Raw genomic sequence first — 19,288 nt, 5'->3', positions numbered from 1 at the left:
CGACCATGCCGTGAGCATGGGGGATTTACAAGAGCATGGCGGCCGACAACGCAACCGAAGGTAACGCACGTATCGAGGTGCTGATCTCGGACATGAACGGCCGTCTCAGGGGCAAACAGATCCCGATTGCGGCTGAAAAGAAGGTCTCGTCCGGCGCCGTTCGGCTGCCGACCTCGACGCAATCGCTCGACATCTGGGGCGACGACAATGACGATATTACCGGCCTGTCTTTGACGATCGGAGATCCCGATGGGACCTGCGTTGCCGATGAGCGCACGCTGGTGGACATGCCCTGGGCGCCGGCAGGATCGAAGCAGGTGCTGGCCACCATGCACGAGCTCGACGGCAGCCCGAGCTTTCAGGATCCGCGCGCCATTCTTGCTGCCGTGGTCGATCGCTACAAGGCACTGGGCCTGACGCCCGTCATCGCGACCGAGCTGGAATTCTATCTGCTGGCCGGAGATTGGCGCGACAGAGGCATCCCCTCGCCGCCGGCAGCCCTGACCTACCAGGGCGAGCCGAACGGCTTTCAGCTCTACGACATGGATGCCGTCGATCTTCTCGATGATTACCTCGAAACGCTGCGTAGATATGCGCGGGCGCAGGGATTGCCGGCGGATGCGACGACAGCGGAATTCGGACCCGGCCAGTTCGAGGTCAACCTCCTGCACCGCCCGGATGCGCTGGCGGCTGCTGACGATTGCATCATGCTCAAGCGTGTCGCCGAGCAGGCCGCCCGCAAGCATGGGCTGAAATCCACCTGCATGGCAAAACCCTATACCGACCACGCCGGTTCGGGCCTGCATGTACATGCGAGCATCATCGACGCCCAGGGCCACAACGTCCTCGATGCGACGGGTGGCGAGCCGATGAGGTTGAAGTCGATCTGCGCCGGATTGCTGCAGACGCTGCAAGATGCGCAGCTGGTCTTTGCGCCCTATGCCAATTCCTATCGCCGCTTCCAGCCGGGCTCATTTGCTCCCGTGGACCTGACCTGGGGCTTCGGCCATCGCGGCACGGCCGTGCGCATTCCCGAGAAGGATGGGCCGGGCGCACGCATCGAGCATCGCGTCGCCGGCGCGGATGCCAATCCCTATCTGATGCTGGCGGCGATCCTTGGCGGCATGTTGCTCGGCCTGGAAAGCGATCTGGATCCAGGTGAGGAAACCACGCCATCCCACGTGCCGGCCGATGCGCCGCGACTGACGCATGATTTCCTGACCGCTGTCGAACGCTTCCGCAGCTCCGCCTTCATCGCCGATATTTTCGGCGAGCGGTATCAGAAGCTCTATGGCGATACGAAGCACAAGGAAGCGATCCGCTATCTGCGCAGCGTGTCCGACTTCGACTACCGGACCTACCTACCCCGCCTCTAAACCGTTCAGATAGCGACGCTGTCGACGGCCCCCTCCCGCGCGACACTGGCGGCGGTTCCTTCCCGCACCATGACCTTGAGCTCGCCCGCATGCACCTTGAGCGTCACATCGCGCTCGAGCGGCAAGAGCTCGCCGTCCATGACGCAATTGGCGAGCTGGCGCAGCTTCGGGAAATGCAGATGCACTTCCGGCGCGTGCATGACCATGACGTCGGCATTCTCGCGAACCCTGCCGCGCAGCATGTCGATGGCAAGGCGGGCGACGCCGAGAGGCCGCAAGGGCTTTGCGGTGTAGAAGCCAAGTTCGCCGCTGCGCAGGCTGTCGGCATAGAGCAGCGCATTGGCGCCGAAGGGATTATTGGAAACAGAGATCGCCGAGACATGCCGGCGCTCGCGAATGTCGCCAGCCTCGAAGTCAACATCGAATTCCGGCGGATTGGCGATGACACCGAAGGCGGCCCGGGTGCTGGCCGACATCTTCCCAATACGGGAGCGATAGGTATAGCCGTTGCGATAGCGCACCATGCGCGCATGCAGGCCCGCTGAAAACTGATGAACAAAGGCGCGGCCATTGGCGCTGCCGATATCGACATTGTCGACCGCGCCCGTCGCCAGCACGCTCAGCGTCTGCCAGATGTCGAGCGGCAACCTCAATGAGCGGGCAAAGAGGTTCATGGTGCCGGCCGGAATGACGCCAAGCGCGACGCCGCTCTTCCAGGCGATGGCAGCAGCCGCTGAGATGGTGCCATCTCCGCCGCCGGCGACGATCCCGTCGATGTCATCACGGCGCGCCGCGCGTTCCATCGCCGAGACGATATTGCGCCCCTCCACGACCACAGCTTCGAAATCATGACCGGCGTCGCGGAACACCTGTTCCGCTCTCTTCTCATAGGCAGCCATGTCAGTCGTACGGAACGTACCGCCATCGCGATTGAAAAAGCCGATCAACTTCATCAGGGGCTCTCGGTCTTCCCGCAAATTGTGTCCTTGAGGGGCTGAGGCCCCCGTGCGCTTCTTCTCAGATGGTTTTGGATGGAACGATTTCAAGCATTGCGACCGTTTCGCCCGGTCGCCGCAGCGCACTTATGCAGGATGCGACATGCTGCACTGCAAAAAATGCACGCGACAGACGCGGTGCGGTCATTGATAGTACGAACGGAGGCATGTCCATGCCTCGCCAGTCCCATATCCCAATTTGATGCACTGAACGCCGCTTACCGGAGTTTGCTGTCTGATTCGCGGTGCTTGATCTTCGTGTGCCGCCCAAGGAGTTTTCGTGAGCGATATTGCCGTCGACGCACTCGATACCCAAACCGCTCTGGAAGCGCCGTCTCGCACTGCGATCGCGCTGGTGACTTTGGCGCTGGCTGTCGGCAGCTTCGGTATCGGTACGGGCGAATTTGTCATCATGGGACTCCTGCCGAATGTCGCTGACACCTTTGGCGTGACGACACCGCAGGCAGGTCATGTGATCAGCGCCTATGCGCTCGGCGTCGTGGTCGGTGCGCCAATCATTGCCGTGCTCGCCGCCAAGATGGCGCGCCGCACGCTGCTTCTGCTGATGATGGCGATCTTTGCCGCCGGCAACATCTCCAGTGCCTTTGCGCCGACCTTCGAAAGTTTCACAGTACTGCGCTTCATCACCGGCCTGCCGCACGGCGCCTATTTCGGCGTAGCAGCGCTGGTTGCCGCATCCATGGTGCCGGTGCATCGCCGCGTGCGCGCCGTCGGCCAGGTCATGCTTGGTCTTACGATCGCGACGCTCATCGGCACGCCGATCGCCACCTTCCTCGGCCAGTTGCTCGAATGGCGCGCTGCCTTCATGATGGTCGGCGCTATCGGTCTTGCGACCATGCTGCTGATCGCCCTCTTCCTTCCCAAGGACAGGGTCGAGGAAGGCGCCAGCATCACCCGTGAGCTCGGTGCGCTGAAGCGCATCCAGGTTTGGCTTTCGCTTGGTGTCGCCGCCGTCGGCTTCGGCGGCATGTTCTCGATCTTCAGCTATGTCGCCACGACGACCACGCAGGTCGCCGGCCTCGGCTCGGCCATGGTGCCGGTCGTGCTTGCGCTCTTCGGCATCGGCATGAATGTCGGCAACATCGTCGGTTCGCGCCTTGGCGACATCTCGATCAAGGGAACGATCGGCGGGATGATGATCTTCAACATCGTCATCATGACGCTGTTCGCGCTGACGGCCTCCAATCCCATCATGCTCTGCCTCTGCGTCTTCCTGATCGGCTGCGGCTTTGCCGCCTGCCCCGCCGTACAGACCCGCCTGATGGATGTTGCCGCCGATGCTCAGACGCTGGCTGCCGCCTCCAATCACTCCGCCTTCAACATCGCCAATGCGCTCGGCGCCTGGCTCGGCGGTCTCGTGATTTCCTGGGGCTTCACGGCTGCCGCCACCGGCTATGTCGGCGCGGTCCTCTCCGTCGGCGGCCTTGCCGTATTTGCGCTCTCAGTTGGCCTGGAGCGCCGCACCGGGCGCGCATGAAGCTCCGGGGGCGATCAGCTGCTGGCGGCCGTCGCGGCAGAACACATTCTCCTCGCCCCATACGGCCATCGCCTTGATGATCGGCCCCAGGCTGGCGCCAAGCGGCGTCAGCGCATAGTCGACGCGCGGCGGCACCACAGGAAAGACGGTGCGCGACAGCAACCCGGATTCCTCCAGTTCCCGCAATTGCTTCGTCAGCATGCGCTGCGTCACCGACGGCAGCTTGCGACGGATTTCGTTGAAACGAAGCGTTCCCCCCAACAGATGAAACAGGATCACACCCTTCCATTTGCCGTCGAGCAGACTCAGCGTCGCCTCGACCGGGCATCCCGGGAAATTCCTGACAAGCTTGGAGCGGGGAACCGACATCGACAGTATCCTTTTTGTACCTACGTACAGAATTTGTGCATTCTTGTGCCTTTTGACGATAATGCGCATCTAGCCTCTGTGCAACAAAACCAGGAGCTTCTCCCATGCGCGCAGTCGCCTACAAGCAACCGCAACCCATTTCCGCAGAGACATCGCTGGTCGACATCGAGCTGCCGACGCCCGAGGCAAAGGGCCATGATCTGCTTGTCGAAGTGAAGGCCGTTTCCGTCAATCCGGTCGATGTCAAAGTCCGCGCCAACGTCGTTCCGAGCGAAGGCGAGTACAAGATCATCGGCTGGGATGCCGCCGGCATCGTCAAGGCTGTCGGCCCCGACGTCACCCTATTCAAGCCAGGAGACGAGGTCTTCTATGCCGGCGCGATCAATCGCAGCGGTTCGAATGCCGAGTTTCATCTCGTCGATGAGCGCATCGTCGGCGCCAAGCCGAAGAGTCTCGATTTTCCGGCCGCCGCCGCACTGCCGCTGACCTCGATCACAGCCTATGAGGCGCTGTTCGACCGCCTGAAAGTACAAGACCCGGTTCCCGGCGTCGCCAATACCATCCTCATCATCGGCGGTGCGGGCGGTGTCGGATCGATCGCCATCCAGATCGCACGCGCGCTGACCGATCTCACCATCATCGCAACCGCTTCCCGTCCGGAAACGCAGGCCTGGGTCAAGGAGCTGGGCGCCCATCACGTCATCGATCATTCGAAGCTGCTTGCGCCGCAGATCGCGGCACTCGGCATCGGTGCTCCCGCTTTCGTGTTCTCAACGACAAATACGTCAGATCATATCGGCTCGATCGTCGAAGCCATCGCCCCGCAGGGACGGTTTGCGCTCATCGACGATCCGAAGACACTCGATGTTGTGCCCTTCAAGCGCAAGGCCGTGTCGATCCACTGGGAGCTGATGTTCACCCGTCCCCTGTTCAACACAGCCGATCAGATCGAGCAGCACAAGCTGCTGACGAAGGTTGCCGAGCTGGTGGATGCCGGCAAGATTCGCTCGACGCTGACGGAGACTGCGGGCGCGATCAATGCCGCAAACCTGAAGAAGGCGCATGCCCTTGTCGAGACCGGCAAGATGAAGGGCAAGGTCGTTCTGGCCGGTTTCTGAACGAGCAAAATTCATGGCAAATCAGGCTGGGCGCATGTCGTCCGGCCGCATTGTTTTAACGCATATGCACCAGGTTTTGTTGCATCGCAAAAATTTGCAGCCGCCTAAACAAAATTTTATCGCAGGATCGAGCGTTTAGGCGCTTCCACCTCTTGACTTTTTATGCCTTCGGCGCGACTTCTCGCGACATGGGGAACAGTGTTTTCCATACCGATTAACCGGAGCCATCTTTCGATGCCTAGCGACAGTAGTAGTCGATTGCCTTTGCCGTCAGTAGCATTCGTGCATTAACCGACTCCTGTCGGCTCGCCACGATCCGCTACGACGGCGGATCGACCGGAAAGGCGAGCTATAATGAACATAAACAGCTTTCCCGCGCGGGCCGGCAATGCCGCTCGTGCATTTATCAATAACAATCGCGCCGTCACCATCGCGGAACGTGTCGAGGCTCTGAACGCAGTCGACGTGGCTGAGGCTGCCCGCATTCTCGCCAAAATGCCGGAAGAGCGCGCCGTGCGCATTCTCGACCGGCCGGAGCTGCGCAACGCACACGCCATTCTCGAAGTCATGGGCAATGCGGATGCCGCACGGCTATTGCATGGCATGTCCAACGACCGTGTCGCCGACGTGCTGCTCGAAATGGATATCGATACGCGCGCCCGGCTCTTCGCCACCTTCGACGAGCATGCCAGGCAGGCGATCCAGGGCCTGATGGGCTATCCGCCGCGCACGGCCGGCGGCATCATGACGACGGAATTCGTCAGCGTGCTGGCAAGCTGGACGGTTGCGCAGACGCTCGATCACGTTCGCCAGGTCGAGCGCTCCCGCGAAACGGTCTACGCCATCTATGTCCTCGATGACGAGACGCATGTGCTGCTGCATGTCGTGACGCTGCGCCGCCTCATCACCGGCGAGCCGGATGCCTGCATCCTGACCGTCGCCCAGAAGGGCACGCCGGTTACGGCGCCGCCGCTGATGAAGCAGGAGGATGTCGCACGGCTGATCCGCCGGCACGACCTGCTGGCACTTCCGGTCGTCGACGACAAGGGCCACATGCTCGGTATCGTTACGGTCGACGACGTCATCGATACGATGATCGCCGACACGACCGAAGACGCCCAGAAATTCGGTGGTATGGAAGCCCTCGGCCAGCCTTACATGAAGATCAGCTTCGCCGGCATGATCCGCAAGCGCGCCGGCTGGCTCGCAGCCCTCTTCCTCGGCGAAATGCTGACGGCAAGCGCCATGCAGCATTTCGAGGGCGAGCTGGAGAAGGCCGTCGTGCTGACGCTCTTCATCCCGCTGATCATGAGCTCGGGCGGCAATTCCGGTTCGCAGGCGACCTCGCTGATCATCCGGGCGCTGGCGCTCGGCGAACTCAAGCTTTCGGACTGGTGGCGCGTGGCGCTTCGCGAACTGCCGACCGGCATCGTGCTCGGCGCGATTCTCGGGCTCGTCGGCTTCGCCCGCATCGTGCTTTGGCAGAATATCGGCCTCTTCGACTATGGCCCGCACTGGCAGCTGGTCGCCCTTACGGTCTTCGCTGCCCTTATCGGTATCGTCACCTTCGGCTCGCTCGCGGGCTCGATGTTGCCGTTCGTCTTGCAGAAGTTGCGGCTTGACCCCGCCAGCGCATCGGCGCCTTTCGTCGCGACACTGGTCGATGTCACCGGCCTGGTGATCTATTTCTCGGTTGCGTTGCTGATCCTCAGCGGCACGATGCTCTAAGAATAATAAACCTCTTACGACAAAGGGGCCGGCAACGGCCCCTTTTCATTTTCACTCCGCCTGTTTCATTCAGGCTGTGGCAGTTTCAGAGCACCATTGGTCTTGATGGTGCGGATGGCGAAGTTCGAGCGCAGATCGACCACGCCTGGAAGCACCAGAAGCTTTTCCGACATCACCTTCTCATAGGCGGCCAGATCCTCCACCACGACCTCCGCCAGGAAATCGGCCGAACCCGAAATCAGATGGCAAGCGACGACTTCCGGAATGGCGAGCAATGCCGCCTGCTGCATTTCGGAGTTCTCCTTCGAGTGATGACCGACCTTGAGCTCCACGAAGACCGTGAGACCGAGGCCGGCCTCCTTGCGGTCGATATCGGCGCGATAGCCGCGCAAGAGCCCGGATCTTTCCAGATTACGAATACGCCTGAGGCAGGGAGACGGTGAGAGATTCACCCGTTCGGCGATCTCGACATTGGTGGCGCGCGCGTCCTCCTGCAGACAGTTGAGGATCGCAATATCGAATTTATCCAGTTTTGGCATTTCCAGGAAACCCAGTTGCCTATATTGGCAGATTATTGCTGATAGCATGATTTTTGAGCCATAACTAGCAAGGACATGCCTCGGCCTTTGGCGCTATCTTTTCCTCATTCGAACAACAACCGGACAGTTGGAAAGGATATGTCGATGACCGCTTTGTCTCTCTCCACCCGCAAGGCAACCCCCACCATGGTCGGCTATGCCGGCGCCATCGTCACCGTCTTGATCTGGGCAAACTGGATCCTTGCAACCCGCCACACGGCCGAAACGCAGATGGGCACGATCGATCTCGGCCTGATCCGCTATGGCGTGCCGGCGCTGGTGCTGGCTCCCGTCTGGTGGCGGACGGGCCTGCTACCGAAGGGCTTGCCGCTGAAACTGCTGGCGCTGATGGTCTGTGGCTCAGGCGCCCTCTTCTTCCAGCTCACTACCTTCGCCATCCAGTTCACGCCCGCTTCCTCGGCCGGCATCCTGCTCGGCGGCTCCATGCCGCTGGCTGCCGCCCTAATCGGCGTGCTTTTGTTCCACGAACGGCTCGACATCACCCGCTGGCTCGGCCTTGGCGGCATCGTCGCCGGCGTCGTCATCCTGCTTGCCCGCAGCCTCTATGGCGTGCAGATATCCTGGGAGGGCTTTACGCTGCTGCCGCTGGCCGCCCTGCTCTGGGCAACCTACACCCACGCCTTTCGCCGCTCCGGGCTGAGCGCCGTACAGTCGAGCGCCATCATTGCCGTCTGGTCGTTCCTGATCCATGTCGGATTGGCCACCATCTTCGGCAGCTCGCTGACTTCGATACCGCTGCCGGAAATCGGCCTTCAGATCGTCAGCCAGGGGCTGCTGTCAGGCCTTGCCGCCACGCTTGCCTATGGTCTTGCCGTCCAGGCTCTCGGCGGCACGCAGGCCGCAGCCTTCACCGCCATCACCCCTGTTCTCGCCACGATCGGCGGCGGCTTCCTGCTCGGTGAAGAAATCGGAATGGCGGGCATTGCCGCAGCAATCGTCACAGGACTTGGGGTGGCGCTTTCGACGGGTGTGCTGGCCCGGAAGGCCGTCCAGCACTAATCCGCACCCTGCGGAGACATGGAGCGGTTCAGCGAAATGCTGAGCCGCTCTTTCTGTTTGCCGGTGCAATTCATGGAGCAAGGATCAAAATCGAAGGGCCATTGCGACGCGTCTGACCGGATCGGCACCGTGGGCAGCCTCATTCTCCAGGATCTGCGTGAGAACGGCTGGCCTTTCCTCGTCATCCAGAATGCGAAATCCCATTGAGGCATAGAAAGGCGCGTTGAAGGCCACCTGCCGGTCTGTGGTGAGAGTGACGCCCGCAGCACCTTGAGCTCTGGCCGCTTCAATCACAGCCTCCATCAGCCGCCGCCCGACACCTCGCTTCTGCCAGCGTCTGACGACATCGATTTCAGCGATGTGAACGGAGCCATCCTCGCGGATGCCGGCCAGGAAGCCGAACGGCGTGTCCTCGCCGTCCACGGCGACGAACAGCAGCCGCTCCGCCAGAGATTGCTGCAGCACGTCAAGAGGTAGCGATGTGGGTTCGCAGGCAACCGCGCCGGCCTCATGCAAGGCCCAGAAAGCATCGATCTCGATGTCAGCAAGCAGATGCAGCTCGTCGGCTCTGGCCGAACGGATCGCCCAGGTGTCCTCTGCTATATCGGTCATTCCATCTCACATATTCGGATAGACCGGTCCTTCGCCGCCCTGCGGGGGAACCCAGTTGATGTTCTGGTTGGGGTCCTTGATGTCGCAGGTCTTGCAGTGGACGCAGTTCTGGGCGTTGATGACAAAGGTTTCCTTGCCGTCCTTCTCCACCCATTCATAGACGCCTGCCGGACAGTAGCGCGTCGACGGGCCGGCAAAGACATCGTGCTCCGACGATACCTGCAGCGCCATGTCCCTGACCTTGAGATGCACCGGCTGGTCTTCCTCGTGGTTGGTGTTCGACAGGAACACCGAGGAGAGGCGGTCGAAGGTCAAGACGCCATCCGGCTTCGGATAATCGATCTTCTGGTGCTGGGCCGCCGGCTCCAGCGATTGGGCATCCGTCTTGCCGTGCTTCAACGTGCCGAAGAAGGAGAAGCCGAACAGCTGGTTCGTCCACATGTCGAGGCCGCCGAGCGCCACGCCGACCGCAGTGCCGAACTTCGACCAGAGAGGCTTGACGTTCCTGACACGCTTCAGGTCCTTGCCGATATCCGACTGACGCCATTCGTTCTCGATCTCGATCACTTCGTCATTGCCACGACCGGCGGCGATCGCCGCGGCGATCTTGTCCGCCGCCAGCATGCCGGATAGCACCGCGTTGTGGCTGCCCTTGATGCGGGGAACGTTGACGAAGCCGGCCGAGCAGCCGATGAGCGCACCACCCGGGAAAGTCAGCTTCGGCACCGACTGCCAGCCACCCTCGGTGATGGCGCGGGCGCCATAGGAAATACGCTTGCCGCCCTCGAAGGTGCCGCGGATCGCCGGATGCGTCTTGAAGCGCTGGAATTCCTCGAAGGGATAGAGATAGGGGTTCTTGTAGTTCAGATGCACGACGAAGCCGACGGCGACCAGATTATCCTCCAGATGATAGAGGAAGGAGCCGCCGCCCGTCTTCATGCCCAGCGGCCAGCCGAAGGAGTGCTGCACGAGGCCCTTCTTGTGGTTCTCGCGCTTGACCTCCCAAAGCTCCTTGATGCCGATGCCGAACTTCGGCACGTCGCTGTCCCGCGACAGATCGAACTTGGCGATCAGCTGCTTTGCAAGCGAGCCGCGAACGCCTTCGCCGATCAGCACATATTTGCCTAAGAGCGCCATGCCGCGGGTATAGTTCGGGCCGGGTTCGCCGTTCTTCTCGATGCCCATGTCGCCGGTGGCAACGCCGATGACAGCGCCCTCGTCATTGTAGAGAACTTCGGTCGCGGCAAAGCCGGGATAGATCTCGACGCCGAGGGCTTCCGCCTTCTCGGCCAGCCAGCGACAGACATTGCCGAGCGAGACGATGTAGTTGCCGTGGTTGTTCATCAGCGGCGGCATCAGGAAATTCGGCAGGCGGATGGAGCCGGCGGGGCCGAGGAACAGGAAGTGATCCGACGTCACCTTGGTCTTGAAGGGATGCCCCTCCTCCTCGCGCCAGTCCGGCAGCAGGCGATCGATGCCGATCGGGTCGACCACCGCGCCCGACAGGATGTGCGCGCCGACTTCGGCACCCTTTTCGAGCACGACGACGGTCAGATCCGGATTGATCTGCTTCAGCCGGATCGCAGCCGACAGGCCCGCAGGACCTGCGCCGACAATCACAACGTCGAATTCCATGCTCTCGCGTTCCGGCAGCTCGCTCGCGTCAGTCATTCACTCTCTCCGCTTGGCCGGCGTCCCATGATATCGGATCGCAGCCTCATCCCCTTTGGGCGTCTTCCCCGTTTCGTTTATCTCTTGTCAAAACAAGAGAGGATTGTCGAGCCGGGAAGCGACAGGCAATCCTCCAATTCACCCAACATAGCTATCAAGTTAAATTACGCTTACGTTAACGTCAATATTTCACGGAGATTTACCGATTTCGTCCCGCCATGCGCTTTCAAAATCGGCCGGCCGCACTCTATAAGTTTCAACCGGGAAATCCGGATAGCATGAAGGGTGATCAAAATGGATCTTCGTATCGGCGGGAAACGTGCGCTTGTGCTTGCTTCGTCCAAGGGACTGGGACACGGCATTGCCGTGGCGTTGGCCCGCGAGGGTGTCAATGTGCTGCTCTGCGGCCGCAGCGGTGACCGGCTGGATAGCAATTGCAAGGCGATCAATGCCGAAGGCAAGGGCCGCGCCGACTGGATCTGGGCCGACCTCAACGACGAGAACTTCGTGGATGTCGTCAGCAAGGCTGCCGTCGAAAAGCTCGGGGGCATCGACATTCTCATCAACAACAGCGGCGGCCCGACACCGGGGACGACAGAGGATATGACCGCCGACCGACTGGAGACCTATTTCATTTCCATGGTGGCGCGGATCATCAGCCTGACCAATGCGCTCTTGCCGGGCATGAAGGCACAAGGCTGGGGCCGCATCCTCACTGTCGCCTCCTCCGGCGTCGTCGAGCCCATCCCCAATCTTGCGCTTTCCAATACGCTGCGCCCGGCCCTTGCCGGCTGGAGCAAGACGCTGGCTAGCGAAGTTGCGGCTCATGGCATCACCGTCAATATGCTTTTACCGGGCAGCATCGCCACCGACCGACTGGCCGAACTCGACACGGCCGCGGCCAAGCGCGGCGGCAAAAGTCTGGAGGATGTCAGCGCCGAGCGCCAACAGCGCATCCCTGCCGGCCGATACGGCCGCATCGAGGAATTCGCCGCCACGGCCGCCTTCCTCTGCAGCGAACCGGCAAGCTACGTGACAGGCACCATGGTCCGCTGCGATGGAGGAGCTGCCCGCTCCCTTTAAGGCCGTTGCCGACGAGCAGAGTGCAGGCCCTTGCAAAGAGGGCCTGACAACACAATTACGTGAGTGCCGACGACACTCCCATGCGCGCGACAGCATGCATTCACACTATAAATACCGCCCAAGGCTGTTTTGCCGCTCGATTATTACATAACGGCAATCAAAAAATAGTCATTTGACTGTTTGTTGCACTGCACAAACAGAAACAATTCGAAAGCTTTCCAAGCTTTAATTTTTCGTCGTGCCGAACTGTGGTAGATTGCACGGCATCAGCGTTCATGAATTCGCGTTAAAGGGACAGAATTACCGAACGTTAGCGGTAACGGCGATGTATGGATTGCGGCGAAGCTCGTCTTTGTTGTGCGGCGCAATAAATACACTCCAACGTCACCGCGCTTCCTGCAACAAGCCCCGACCGGTTCTTTAAGTATGAAAAAATTCTGGCTTCCCCTCGGCCTTCTTGTCGTCGCAGCCCTCGTGGCCTGGGGCTATCGCGACCGTATTCCTTTCCTTTCCGCATTTGTCGATCGGGCTTCGGCAGAGACCAAAGACTCTAGCAAGGCGGCGCAGGCCGGCAGCAAGCGTCAGGCAGGCCCAATCGCCGTAAAGACGGTCGCCGCCGTCAAAACTACGCTTCCCATGGATGTCTCCGCGACCGGCTGGGTCGTGCCGATCGATTCAACGACGATCGCCGCGCAGGAAGCTGGGCTGATCACGCAGATTGCGGTGAAAGATGGCGCAACGGTCAAAGCCGGCGATCTGATCGCAAAGCTCGATCCGCGTACGGCACAGGCTGCTGTCAACAAGGACCAGGCGAACATTACGAAAGACCAGGCAAACCTTGCCCAAGCGGAGACCGCGCTGACCCGTGCCAATAGCCTGCTCACGAGCAGCGCCGGCACTCAGGCGACTGCCGACGAAGCGCGTGCGACCCGCGACGCCGCCATTGCCACGCTCAGCGCGGACCAGGCACAACTTGCCTCGGATCAGGTTATGCTCGGAAACACCGACATACGGGCACCCTATGATGGCCGGCTTGGCGATGTTCAATTGAGCCTGGGTGCTTATGTCAGCGCCGGCACGTCAATCGTCACGATTGCCAGATATAATCCGGCATACATCAAGTTCACCTTGCAGGAAAACAACCTGCGCGAACTGCAGGAACAGCTGGCCGCGGGTCCTGTCCAGGTGACCACCGTTCCTCGTTCCGCACAGGGCAAGCCTCGTACCGGAACAATCAGCTTTTACGACAACACAGTCGACCAGGCTTCGGGAACAATTGCTGTAAAGGCAACGTTCGAGAATGCCAACGGCGCCTTGTGGCCGGGACGCTCCACGAATGTCATGGTTCACTTTGCCGACAACGAGCAGCTTATCGTCGTGCCGACCGTTGCCGTCAGCCCGGGGCCGGACGGCTACATCGCCTTTGTGGTGAAGGACAACAAGGTCAAGATCACGCCGGTGACAATTGCTCGTGCCAATGGCGGTCGCACAGCCGTCGCCACGGGCCTTTCGGTCGGCGATCATGTCGTTGTCGAAGGCCAGTCGCAACTGAACAACGGCACCGAAGTCAAGGAGCAGTTCAGCGACAATCCAAACGAGAAGGTCGCTTCGGCCGATGATGGAAAAACCGAAACCATCGCAGTTGGAGCGCAACAATGATCCCGACCTTCTGTATCCAGCGTCCGGTCGCGACCACGCTTCTCGCGATCGGCGTGGTGCTTGCCGGTCTCGCCGGCTATCAGCTCATCCCCGTCGCGGCTGTGCCGCAGGTGGATTTCCCGACGATCAACGTCTCGGCCCAGCTGACGGGCGCCTCACCACAGACAATGGCGACGTCGGTCGCCACGCCGCTGATCAAGCAGTTCGAGACGATCCCCGGCATCAGCGAAATTTCTTCGACAAACTCGCTTGGCAATACCAGCATCGTGCTGCAGTTCAATCTCGACCGCAACATCGACGCCGCCGCCGGTGACGTGCAGGCGGCGATTTCGACCGCGCAAAGAAAACTTCCCAACAACCTGACCACCCCGCCAAGCTACAGGAAGACCAATCCGGCCGACGCGCCTGTCATGCTGATCGCCGTACAAAGCGACACCTTGCAGCGCAGCAAGCTCGACGATATCGCCGAGAACATCATCTCTCCATCGATCTCTACACTGCCTGGCGTTGCCGAAGTGACCGTAAACGGGGCACAGACCTACGCGGTGCGTATCGACGTCGACCCCAACAAGCTTTTGGATCGCGGCATCGGTATCGACACGGTCAACACAGCCGTCGTCAACGCCAACAACCAGGTCCCGGTCGGCACGTTGCAAGACGCGGCGCAGAGCATGACGATCAATGCGGATACGCAGCGCGTCAACGCCGACGAGTTTCGCACACTTGTGATTGCCAATCCCAACGGCAAGCCAATTCACCTCGGCGATGTCGCCGACGTGCAGGACAGCGTGGAAAACCAGAATATCGGCAGCTGGTATGATGGCCGGCGGGCGATCATTCTAGCCATTCAACGCCAGCCCGATGCCAATACCGTCGACGTCGTCGATGCCGTCAACAAGACACTGCCGAAGCTGCAGGCCGAAATGCCGGCTTCCGTTAAAATGACCGTTATGAACGACTCGGCCCAGCCGATCCGCGAGGCCATCTCGGACGTCAAGTTTACCTTGCTGCTGACCATCGGCCTGGTCGTTCTCGTCATCTACCTGTTCACGGGCCACGTGACAGCAACGATTATCCCCGGCCTCGCCGTGCCTCTTTCGCTCATATCTACTTTCGGCATGATGTATGTGCTCGGCTATAGCGTCGACAATATCTCGCTGCTCGGATTGACGATCGCGGTGGGTCTCGTGGTGGACGACGCGATCGTCATGCTGGAGAACATTCTACGGCACATGGAAGAAGGCATGCCTGCGCTGCAGGCGGCCATCAAAGGCGCGGGCGAAGTCAGCTATACGATTATCTCCATGTCTATTTCGCTGATCGCCGTGTTCATCCCTATCTTGCTGATGGGTGGCGTCGTCGGCCGCATCTTCAACGAATTCGGCATGGTCGTGGCCATCGCCATCGTTTCGTCCGCCGTGGTCTCGCTGACCGTTACGCCGATGCTCGGCTCACGTCTCTCCAACGCCCACAGCCATCCTCCCCTGCCGGTACGCCTCTTCAACAAGGGCTTCAACTGGACCGAGGTCAATTACGGCAAGGGCGTGGAATGGTGTATTCGCCATCGCTACATCGTGCTTGGAAGCTTCCTTGCTTCGGTCGCGCTCTCGGCCTACCTCTTCCTGACGCTGCCGGCCAGCTTCTTCCCGCAGGAAGACATCGGCCGGCTGCAGATTTCCACACGCGCCCGCCAGGATATCTCCTATCCGGCGATGCGCGACCTGCAGAACCAGGCCGCTGCCGCGATCCAGGCAAACCCTGCCGTCGAGCACGTGATGTCGGTTGTCGGCGCCAGCGCTCGCCAGACACTCAACAATGGTACGATCTACGCTCAGCTGAAGGATAAGAAGGATCGCCCGCCGCTCGACCAGACTTTGCGCGAAATGCGCGCCGCCGTCGCCAAGATCCCGGGCATACAGGTCTTCATCAACCCTCAGCAAAGCCTTCGCTTCGGTGGACGCCAGACGGCCAGCCAGTATCAGCTCGTCATCCAGGCACTCAGCGCCGATCTGACGAACCAGTGGGCCAACAAGATGCTGCAGGAAATGCGCAAGGATCCACGTTTCACCGACGTGACCACCGACGCGCAATATAACGCATTGCAGGCCAATATCGTGGTCGATACGGAGAAGGCTGCCGCCTACGGCATCAACAACAATCTGCTGCGCACCACGCTTGAAGAGGCCTTCAGCGACTACGCCGCCGCACAGATCCAATCGACCGGCGACAGCTATGACGTGATCATCGAATATGACGCGAACCAGCCTTGGGACGACCAGAAACTGTCGCGCATCCATGTGACGTCTTCGAGCGGCCAGCAGGTTCCGTTATCGGCCTTCGCGCACATCGAGCGCAACACCGGTCCGGTGACCATCAACCAGACCGGCCAGCTCGTTTCGACCACGGTATCCTTCAACCTGCCGGCCGGCGAAGCGCTTGGCGACGCCACGGCACAGATCGAACAGATCAAGAAGGACATTAACATGCCGGCGGACATCTTCACGTCCTACGGCGGTACGGCGCAGATCTTCCAGCAGTCGCAGGGCAGCACACCCTACCTGATCCTCGCTGCGGTGCTGACGATCTACATGGTTCTCGGCGTTCTCTACGAAAGCTTCATCCACCCGCTGACCATTCTGTCTGGTCTGCCGGCCGCCGCTCTCGGCGCACTGCTTGCGCTGAAGATCTTCGGCTTCGACCTGTCGGTCATCGCGCTCATCGGCTTGCTGATGCTGATTGGTATCGTCAAGAAAAACGCGATCATGATGATCGACGTGGCGCTGGAAACGCTGCGCTCGAGTGCTGGCATGTCGCCGGCGGAAGCGATCCACGAAGCCTGCGTACGCCGTTTCCGCCCGATCATGATGACCACCTTTTGCGCCCTGCTCGGTGCCCTGCCGATCGCGGTCGGTGGCGGCGCAAGCTCTGAGCTGCGCCAGCCGCTCGGTATCGCCGTGGTTGGCGGCCTGGTGGTTTCACAGCTTTTGACCCTGTTCATCACGCCGGTCATCTTCCTTGAGATGAACCGCTTGAGCGACTTCCTCGGTCGTTTCGGCCGGCGCGAGGACGACGACCCGCACCAGAAGGAACCGCCGTCGGCGATTGCCGCGGAATGACAAAAACGGGCGCCGAAAGGCGCCCGTTCCTTTTCAAGCAAAGCGAAACGCATGCGTGTGAAATACTGTCTGCGGATGCGGCGGCCGAACGAAAATAAAACCGCCTCCATGTCTTGAACTTGAAGCCCAGCCATGTCATGACGCGCCCTCTTTGCGACAGGGCGCGTCACGCGTCTCATCAGGGGCTTGGCCCCAATCCAGACAATTTCGACGAAAGGGAGTGCGGGCATGGCTCGGGCGCTTGGTTTCGACTTCGGCACGACGAACACGGTTCTGGCACTGGCTGATGGACCCGCGACGCAATCGGTCGCCTTCAACAGCGCGGCCGGTACCGCCGACAGCATGCGCACCGCGCTCTCCTTCATGAAGGACCCTGGGCTGGGTGCGGCTGCGCTCAAGGTCGAGGCCGGGCATGCGGCGATCCGGCAGTTCATCGACAATCCCGGCGACTGTCGCTTCCTGCAGTCGATCAAGACCTTTGCAGCGAGCGCCCTCTTCCAGGGCACGCTGATCTACGCCAAGCGCCACAGCTTCGAGGATCTCATGGAGATCTTCGTGCGCCGCCTGCGCGCCTATGCCGGAGAGGGATGGCCGGAAAACGTCTCGCGCATCGTCACCGGCCGACCGGTGCATTTTGCCGGCGCCAATCCGAACCCCGCCCTTGCGACGGAGCGCTACAATGCTGCGCTCGCGCGGTTCGGCTTTCCGGAAATCCATTATGTCTACGAGCCGGTGGCGGCCGCCTTCTATTTCGCCCAGCATCTGAAAGAGGATGCGACCGTGCTGGTCGCAGACTTCGGCGGCGGCACGACCGACTATTCGCTGATCCGCTTCGAGACTCACGGCGGCAAGCTGACGGCAACGCCGATCGGCCACTCCGGCGTCGGCATTGCAGGCGATCATTTCGATTTCCGGATGATCGACAACATCGTCGCGCCGGCGATCGGCAAGGGCAGTTTCTTCAAGAGCTTCGACAAGCTCCTGGAGGTTCCTACTTCCTACTACGCCAATTTCGGCCGCTGGAACCAGCTCTCGATCTTCAAGACCTCTCGCGAATATGCCGACCTGAAGACGCTGGTGCGCAGCAGCCTGGAGCCGGAGAAGCTGGAAACCTTCATCGAGCTGGTCGAACACGACGAGGGTTATCCGCTCTATCAGGCCGTCTCCGCAACGAAGATGGCTCTTTCGAGCGAGGAAGAAGCGGAGTTCAACTTCCCGCCGCTCGGCAAGGCCGGCCGCAAGCATGTTCGCCGCGCCGATTTCGAAAGCTGGATCGCCGAGGATCTCGCCCGCATCGAAAGTGCGCTGGACGACGTGCTGACAACGACGAACACATCGCCCGATGCAATCGACAAGGTGTTTCTGACAGGCGGCACCTCCTTCGTGCCGGCGGTGCGGCGCATCTTCACGGAGCGCTTCGGCCAGGAGCGGATCGAGACGGGCGGCGAATTGCTGTCCATTGCCCATGGTTTGGCCCTAATCGGCGAACGCGACGATATCGCCCAGTGGACGGCCTGACATAGCGCCCACCCTGCCCTTTCGTTCCTGCGCCGCTTTGGATAGAGTTCGCGCATGATTTCCGCCAGCGACCTCACACCGGCCGAACTTGCCGCCCTTCTGCATTTCCATGCGGATGCCGGCGTCGATTGGCTACTGGAAGAGCAGCCGGTGGATCGCTTTGCCGAATTCGAGGCAATGCGCACTGCAAGACAGGGCGCACGGGCTGTGCAGCCCAGAACGGAAGCTCCGGGACCTGCGTCACGGGCACAACCCGAGCGCCGCCCGGCCGCAAAGCCGGCCGCACCTCCCGCAGCAGCACCGCCGCGGGCTACGCCGGCCATTCCCGACGAGCAAGTCGTGGAGCAGGCTCGATTCGCGGCCGAAAGCGCACGCTCGCTCAGCGAGCTGAAGACGGCGCTCGAAGCCTTCAACGGTTGCAATCTCAAGAACAGCGCCCGTTCGACGATCTTTGCGAGCGGCACGCCGGAGGGCCGGATCATGGTGATCGGCCCGATGCCGAGCGCCGACGACGATCGCGAGGGGGCACCGTTTGCCGGCCGGGCGGGACAGTTGCTCGACAGGATGCTGGCCGCCATCGACCTGCAGCGCGATGCGATCCTGCTTACCAACGTCATTCCGTGGCGGCCGCCGGGCAATCGCGCCCCTTCCCCGCCCGAAATCGAGATATGTCGTCCGTTCATAGAACGGCAGATTGCGCTTGCCGAGCCGAAGGCCTTGCTGTTGCTTGGCAATTTCACCGCCCGACACTTTTTCGGCGGTGGTGAAACCATCCATGGATTACGCGGACAGTGGCGGGAAATCAGCATTCTCGGCCGAAGCATCCCCGCCATCGCCAGCCTGCATCCGCAGGAGTTGCTGACCGCGCCGATCAACAAACGCCTGGCCTGGAGCGATCTTCTGGCCTTCAAGAATTATATCGCCGCTGAAATATTAGGCTGATTCCA

Annotated in this window: 15 protein-coding genes; 10 read left to right on the top strand and 5 right to left on the bottom strand. The window is 61.0% G+C overall.

Annotation, left to right across the window (positions count from 1 at the left end):
• Positions 1–35: 35 nt before the first annotated feature.
• Positions 36–1,376, top strand: a complete 1,341-nt coding sequence (locus tag GA0061100_RS07230) for a glutamine synthetase family protein (RefSeq protein ID WP_075852079.1) — start codon at positions 36–38, stop codon at positions 1,374–1,376.
• Positions 1,377–1,381: 5 nt separating this feature from the next.
• Here the strand turns inward: GA0061100_RS07230 and GA0061100_RS07225 are convergent, their stop codons facing one another.
• On the bottom strand, positions 1,382–2,329 hold the full coding sequence (locus GA0061100_RS07225; RefSeq protein ID WP_075852078.1) for a diacylglycerol/lipid kinase family protein: 948 nt from the start codon (positions 2,327–2,329) through the stop codon (positions 1,382–1,384).
• 322 nt (positions 2,330–2,651) lie between these two features.
• Here GA0061100_RS07225 and GA0061100_RS07220 point away from each other — a divergent pair, with 322 nt between their 5' ends.
• On the top strand, positions 2,652–3,869 hold the full coding sequence (locus GA0061100_RS07220) for an MFS transporter (protein WP_075852077.1): 1,218 nt from the start codon (positions 2,652–2,654) through the stop codon (positions 3,867–3,869).
• Here the strand turns inward: GA0061100_RS07220 and GA0061100_RS07215 are convergent.
• Complete coding sequence (locus GA0061100_RS07215) at positions 3,834–4,238, bottom strand: winged helix-turn-helix transcriptional regulator (protein ID WP_075852076.1); 405 nt, start codon at positions 4,236–4,238, stop codon at positions 3,834–3,836. The two genes, GA0061100_RS07220 and GA0061100_RS07215, sit on opposite strands and share 36 nt — an antisense overlap.
• A 104-nt stretch (positions 4,239–4,342) precedes the next feature.
• Here GA0061100_RS07215 and GA0061100_RS07210 point away from each other — a divergent pair, with 104 nt between their 5' ends.
• Both GA0061100_RS07210 and mgtE read left to right on the top strand, forming a co-directional pair.
• Positions 4,343–5,356 (top strand): zinc-binding alcohol dehydrogenase family protein, encoded by a 1,014-nt coding sequence (locus tag GA0061100_RS07210; RefSeq protein WP_075852075.1) that lies wholly within the window; start codon positions 4,343–4,345, stop codon positions 5,354–5,356.
• 354 nt (positions 5,357–5,710) lie between these two features.
• Positions 5,711–7,084: a magnesium transporter gene (mgtE, locus tag GA0061100_RS07205; protein ID WP_075852074.1), complete on the top strand. Its 1,374-nt coding sequence runs from the start codon at positions 5,711–5,713 to the stop codon at positions 7,082–7,084.
• A gap of 65 nt (positions 7,085–7,149) precedes the next feature.
• On the opposite strand, the gene GA0061100_RS07200 is transcribed toward mgtE, so the two are convergent.
• The gene (locus GA0061100_RS07200; RefSeq protein WP_425298671.1) at positions 7,150–7,671 is read right to left on the bottom strand and encodes an Lrp/AsnC family transcriptional regulator; all 522 of its coding nucleotides are present in this window, start codon (positions 7,669–7,671) and stop codon (positions 7,150–7,152) included.
• A 96-nt stretch (positions 7,672–7,767) separates the two neighbouring features.
• On the opposite strand from GA0061100_RS07200, the gene GA0061100_RS07195 reads away from it, so the two are divergent.
• Positions 7,768–8,682 carry a DMT family transporter gene (locus GA0061100_RS07195; RefSeq protein ID WP_075852614.1) on the top strand — a complete coding sequence of 305 codons (915 nt, stop codon included), beginning with the start codon at positions 7,768–7,770 and terminating at the stop codon, positions 8,680–8,682.
• 84 nt (positions 8,683–8,766) lie between these two features.
• On the opposite strand, the gene GA0061100_RS07190 is transcribed toward GA0061100_RS07195, so the two are convergent.
• Both GA0061100_RS07190 and GA0061100_RS07185 read right to left on the bottom strand, forming a co-directional pair.
• Entirely contained in the window at positions 8,767–9,294 is a 528-nt protein-coding gene (locus GA0061100_RS07190; RefSeq protein WP_083961295.1) for a GNAT family N-acetyltransferase, read from the bottom strand.
• Positions 9,295–9,300: 6 nt separating this feature from the next.
• Positions 9,301–10,965, bottom strand: coding sequence for an electron transfer flavoprotein-ubiquinone oxidoreductase (locus GA0061100_RS07185; protein WP_075852072.1), 1,665 nt, complete (start codon positions 10,963–10,965; stop codon positions 9,301–9,303).
• A 294-nt stretch (positions 10,966–11,259) separates the two neighbouring features.
• On the opposite strand from GA0061100_RS07185, the gene GA0061100_RS07180 reads away from it, so the two are divergent.
• From GA0061100_RS07180 to GA0061100_RS07160, 5 genes are all read left to right on the top strand, one after another.
• Entirely contained in the window at positions 11,260–12,048 is a 789-nt protein-coding gene (locus GA0061100_RS07180) for an SDR family oxidoreductase (RefSeq protein ID WP_075852071.1), read from the top strand.
• Between the two features lie 426 nt (positions 12,049–12,474).
• A complete protein-coding gene (locus GA0061100_RS07175; protein ID WP_075852070.1) occupies positions 12,475–13,707 on the top strand; it encodes an efflux RND transporter periplasmic adaptor subunit in 1,233 nt (410 codons plus the stop codon).
• A complete protein-coding gene (locus GA0061100_RS07170) occupies positions 13,704–16,823 on the top strand; it encodes an efflux RND transporter permease subunit (RefSeq protein WP_075852069.1) in 3,120 nt (1,039 codons plus the stop codon). The genes GA0061100_RS07175 and GA0061100_RS07170 overlap by 4 nt, the downstream gene beginning before the upstream one ends.
• A gap of 228 nt (positions 16,824–17,051) precedes the next feature.
• Entirely contained in the window at positions 17,052–18,341 is a 1,290-nt protein-coding gene (locus tag GA0061100_RS07165) for an Hsp70 family protein (protein WP_075852068.1), read from the top strand.
• Positions 18,342–18,395: 54 nt separating this feature from the next.
• Positions 18,396–19,283, top strand: a complete 888-nt coding sequence (locus tag GA0061100_RS07160; protein WP_075852067.1) for a uracil-DNA glycosylase — start codon at positions 18,396–18,398, stop codon at positions 19,281–19,283.
• Positions 19,284–19,288 lie beyond the last annotated feature (5 nt).

Origin of the sequence: Martinezella hainanensis, assembly GCF_900094555.1 — a bacterium.
Taxonomy (GTDB): Bacteria; Pseudomonadota; Alphaproteobacteria; order Rhizobiales; family Rhizobiaceae; genus Rhizobium; species Rhizobium hainanense.
Note: the sequence above shows the minus strand (reverse complement) of the source record. Positions and strands in the feature narration are given on the sequence as shown.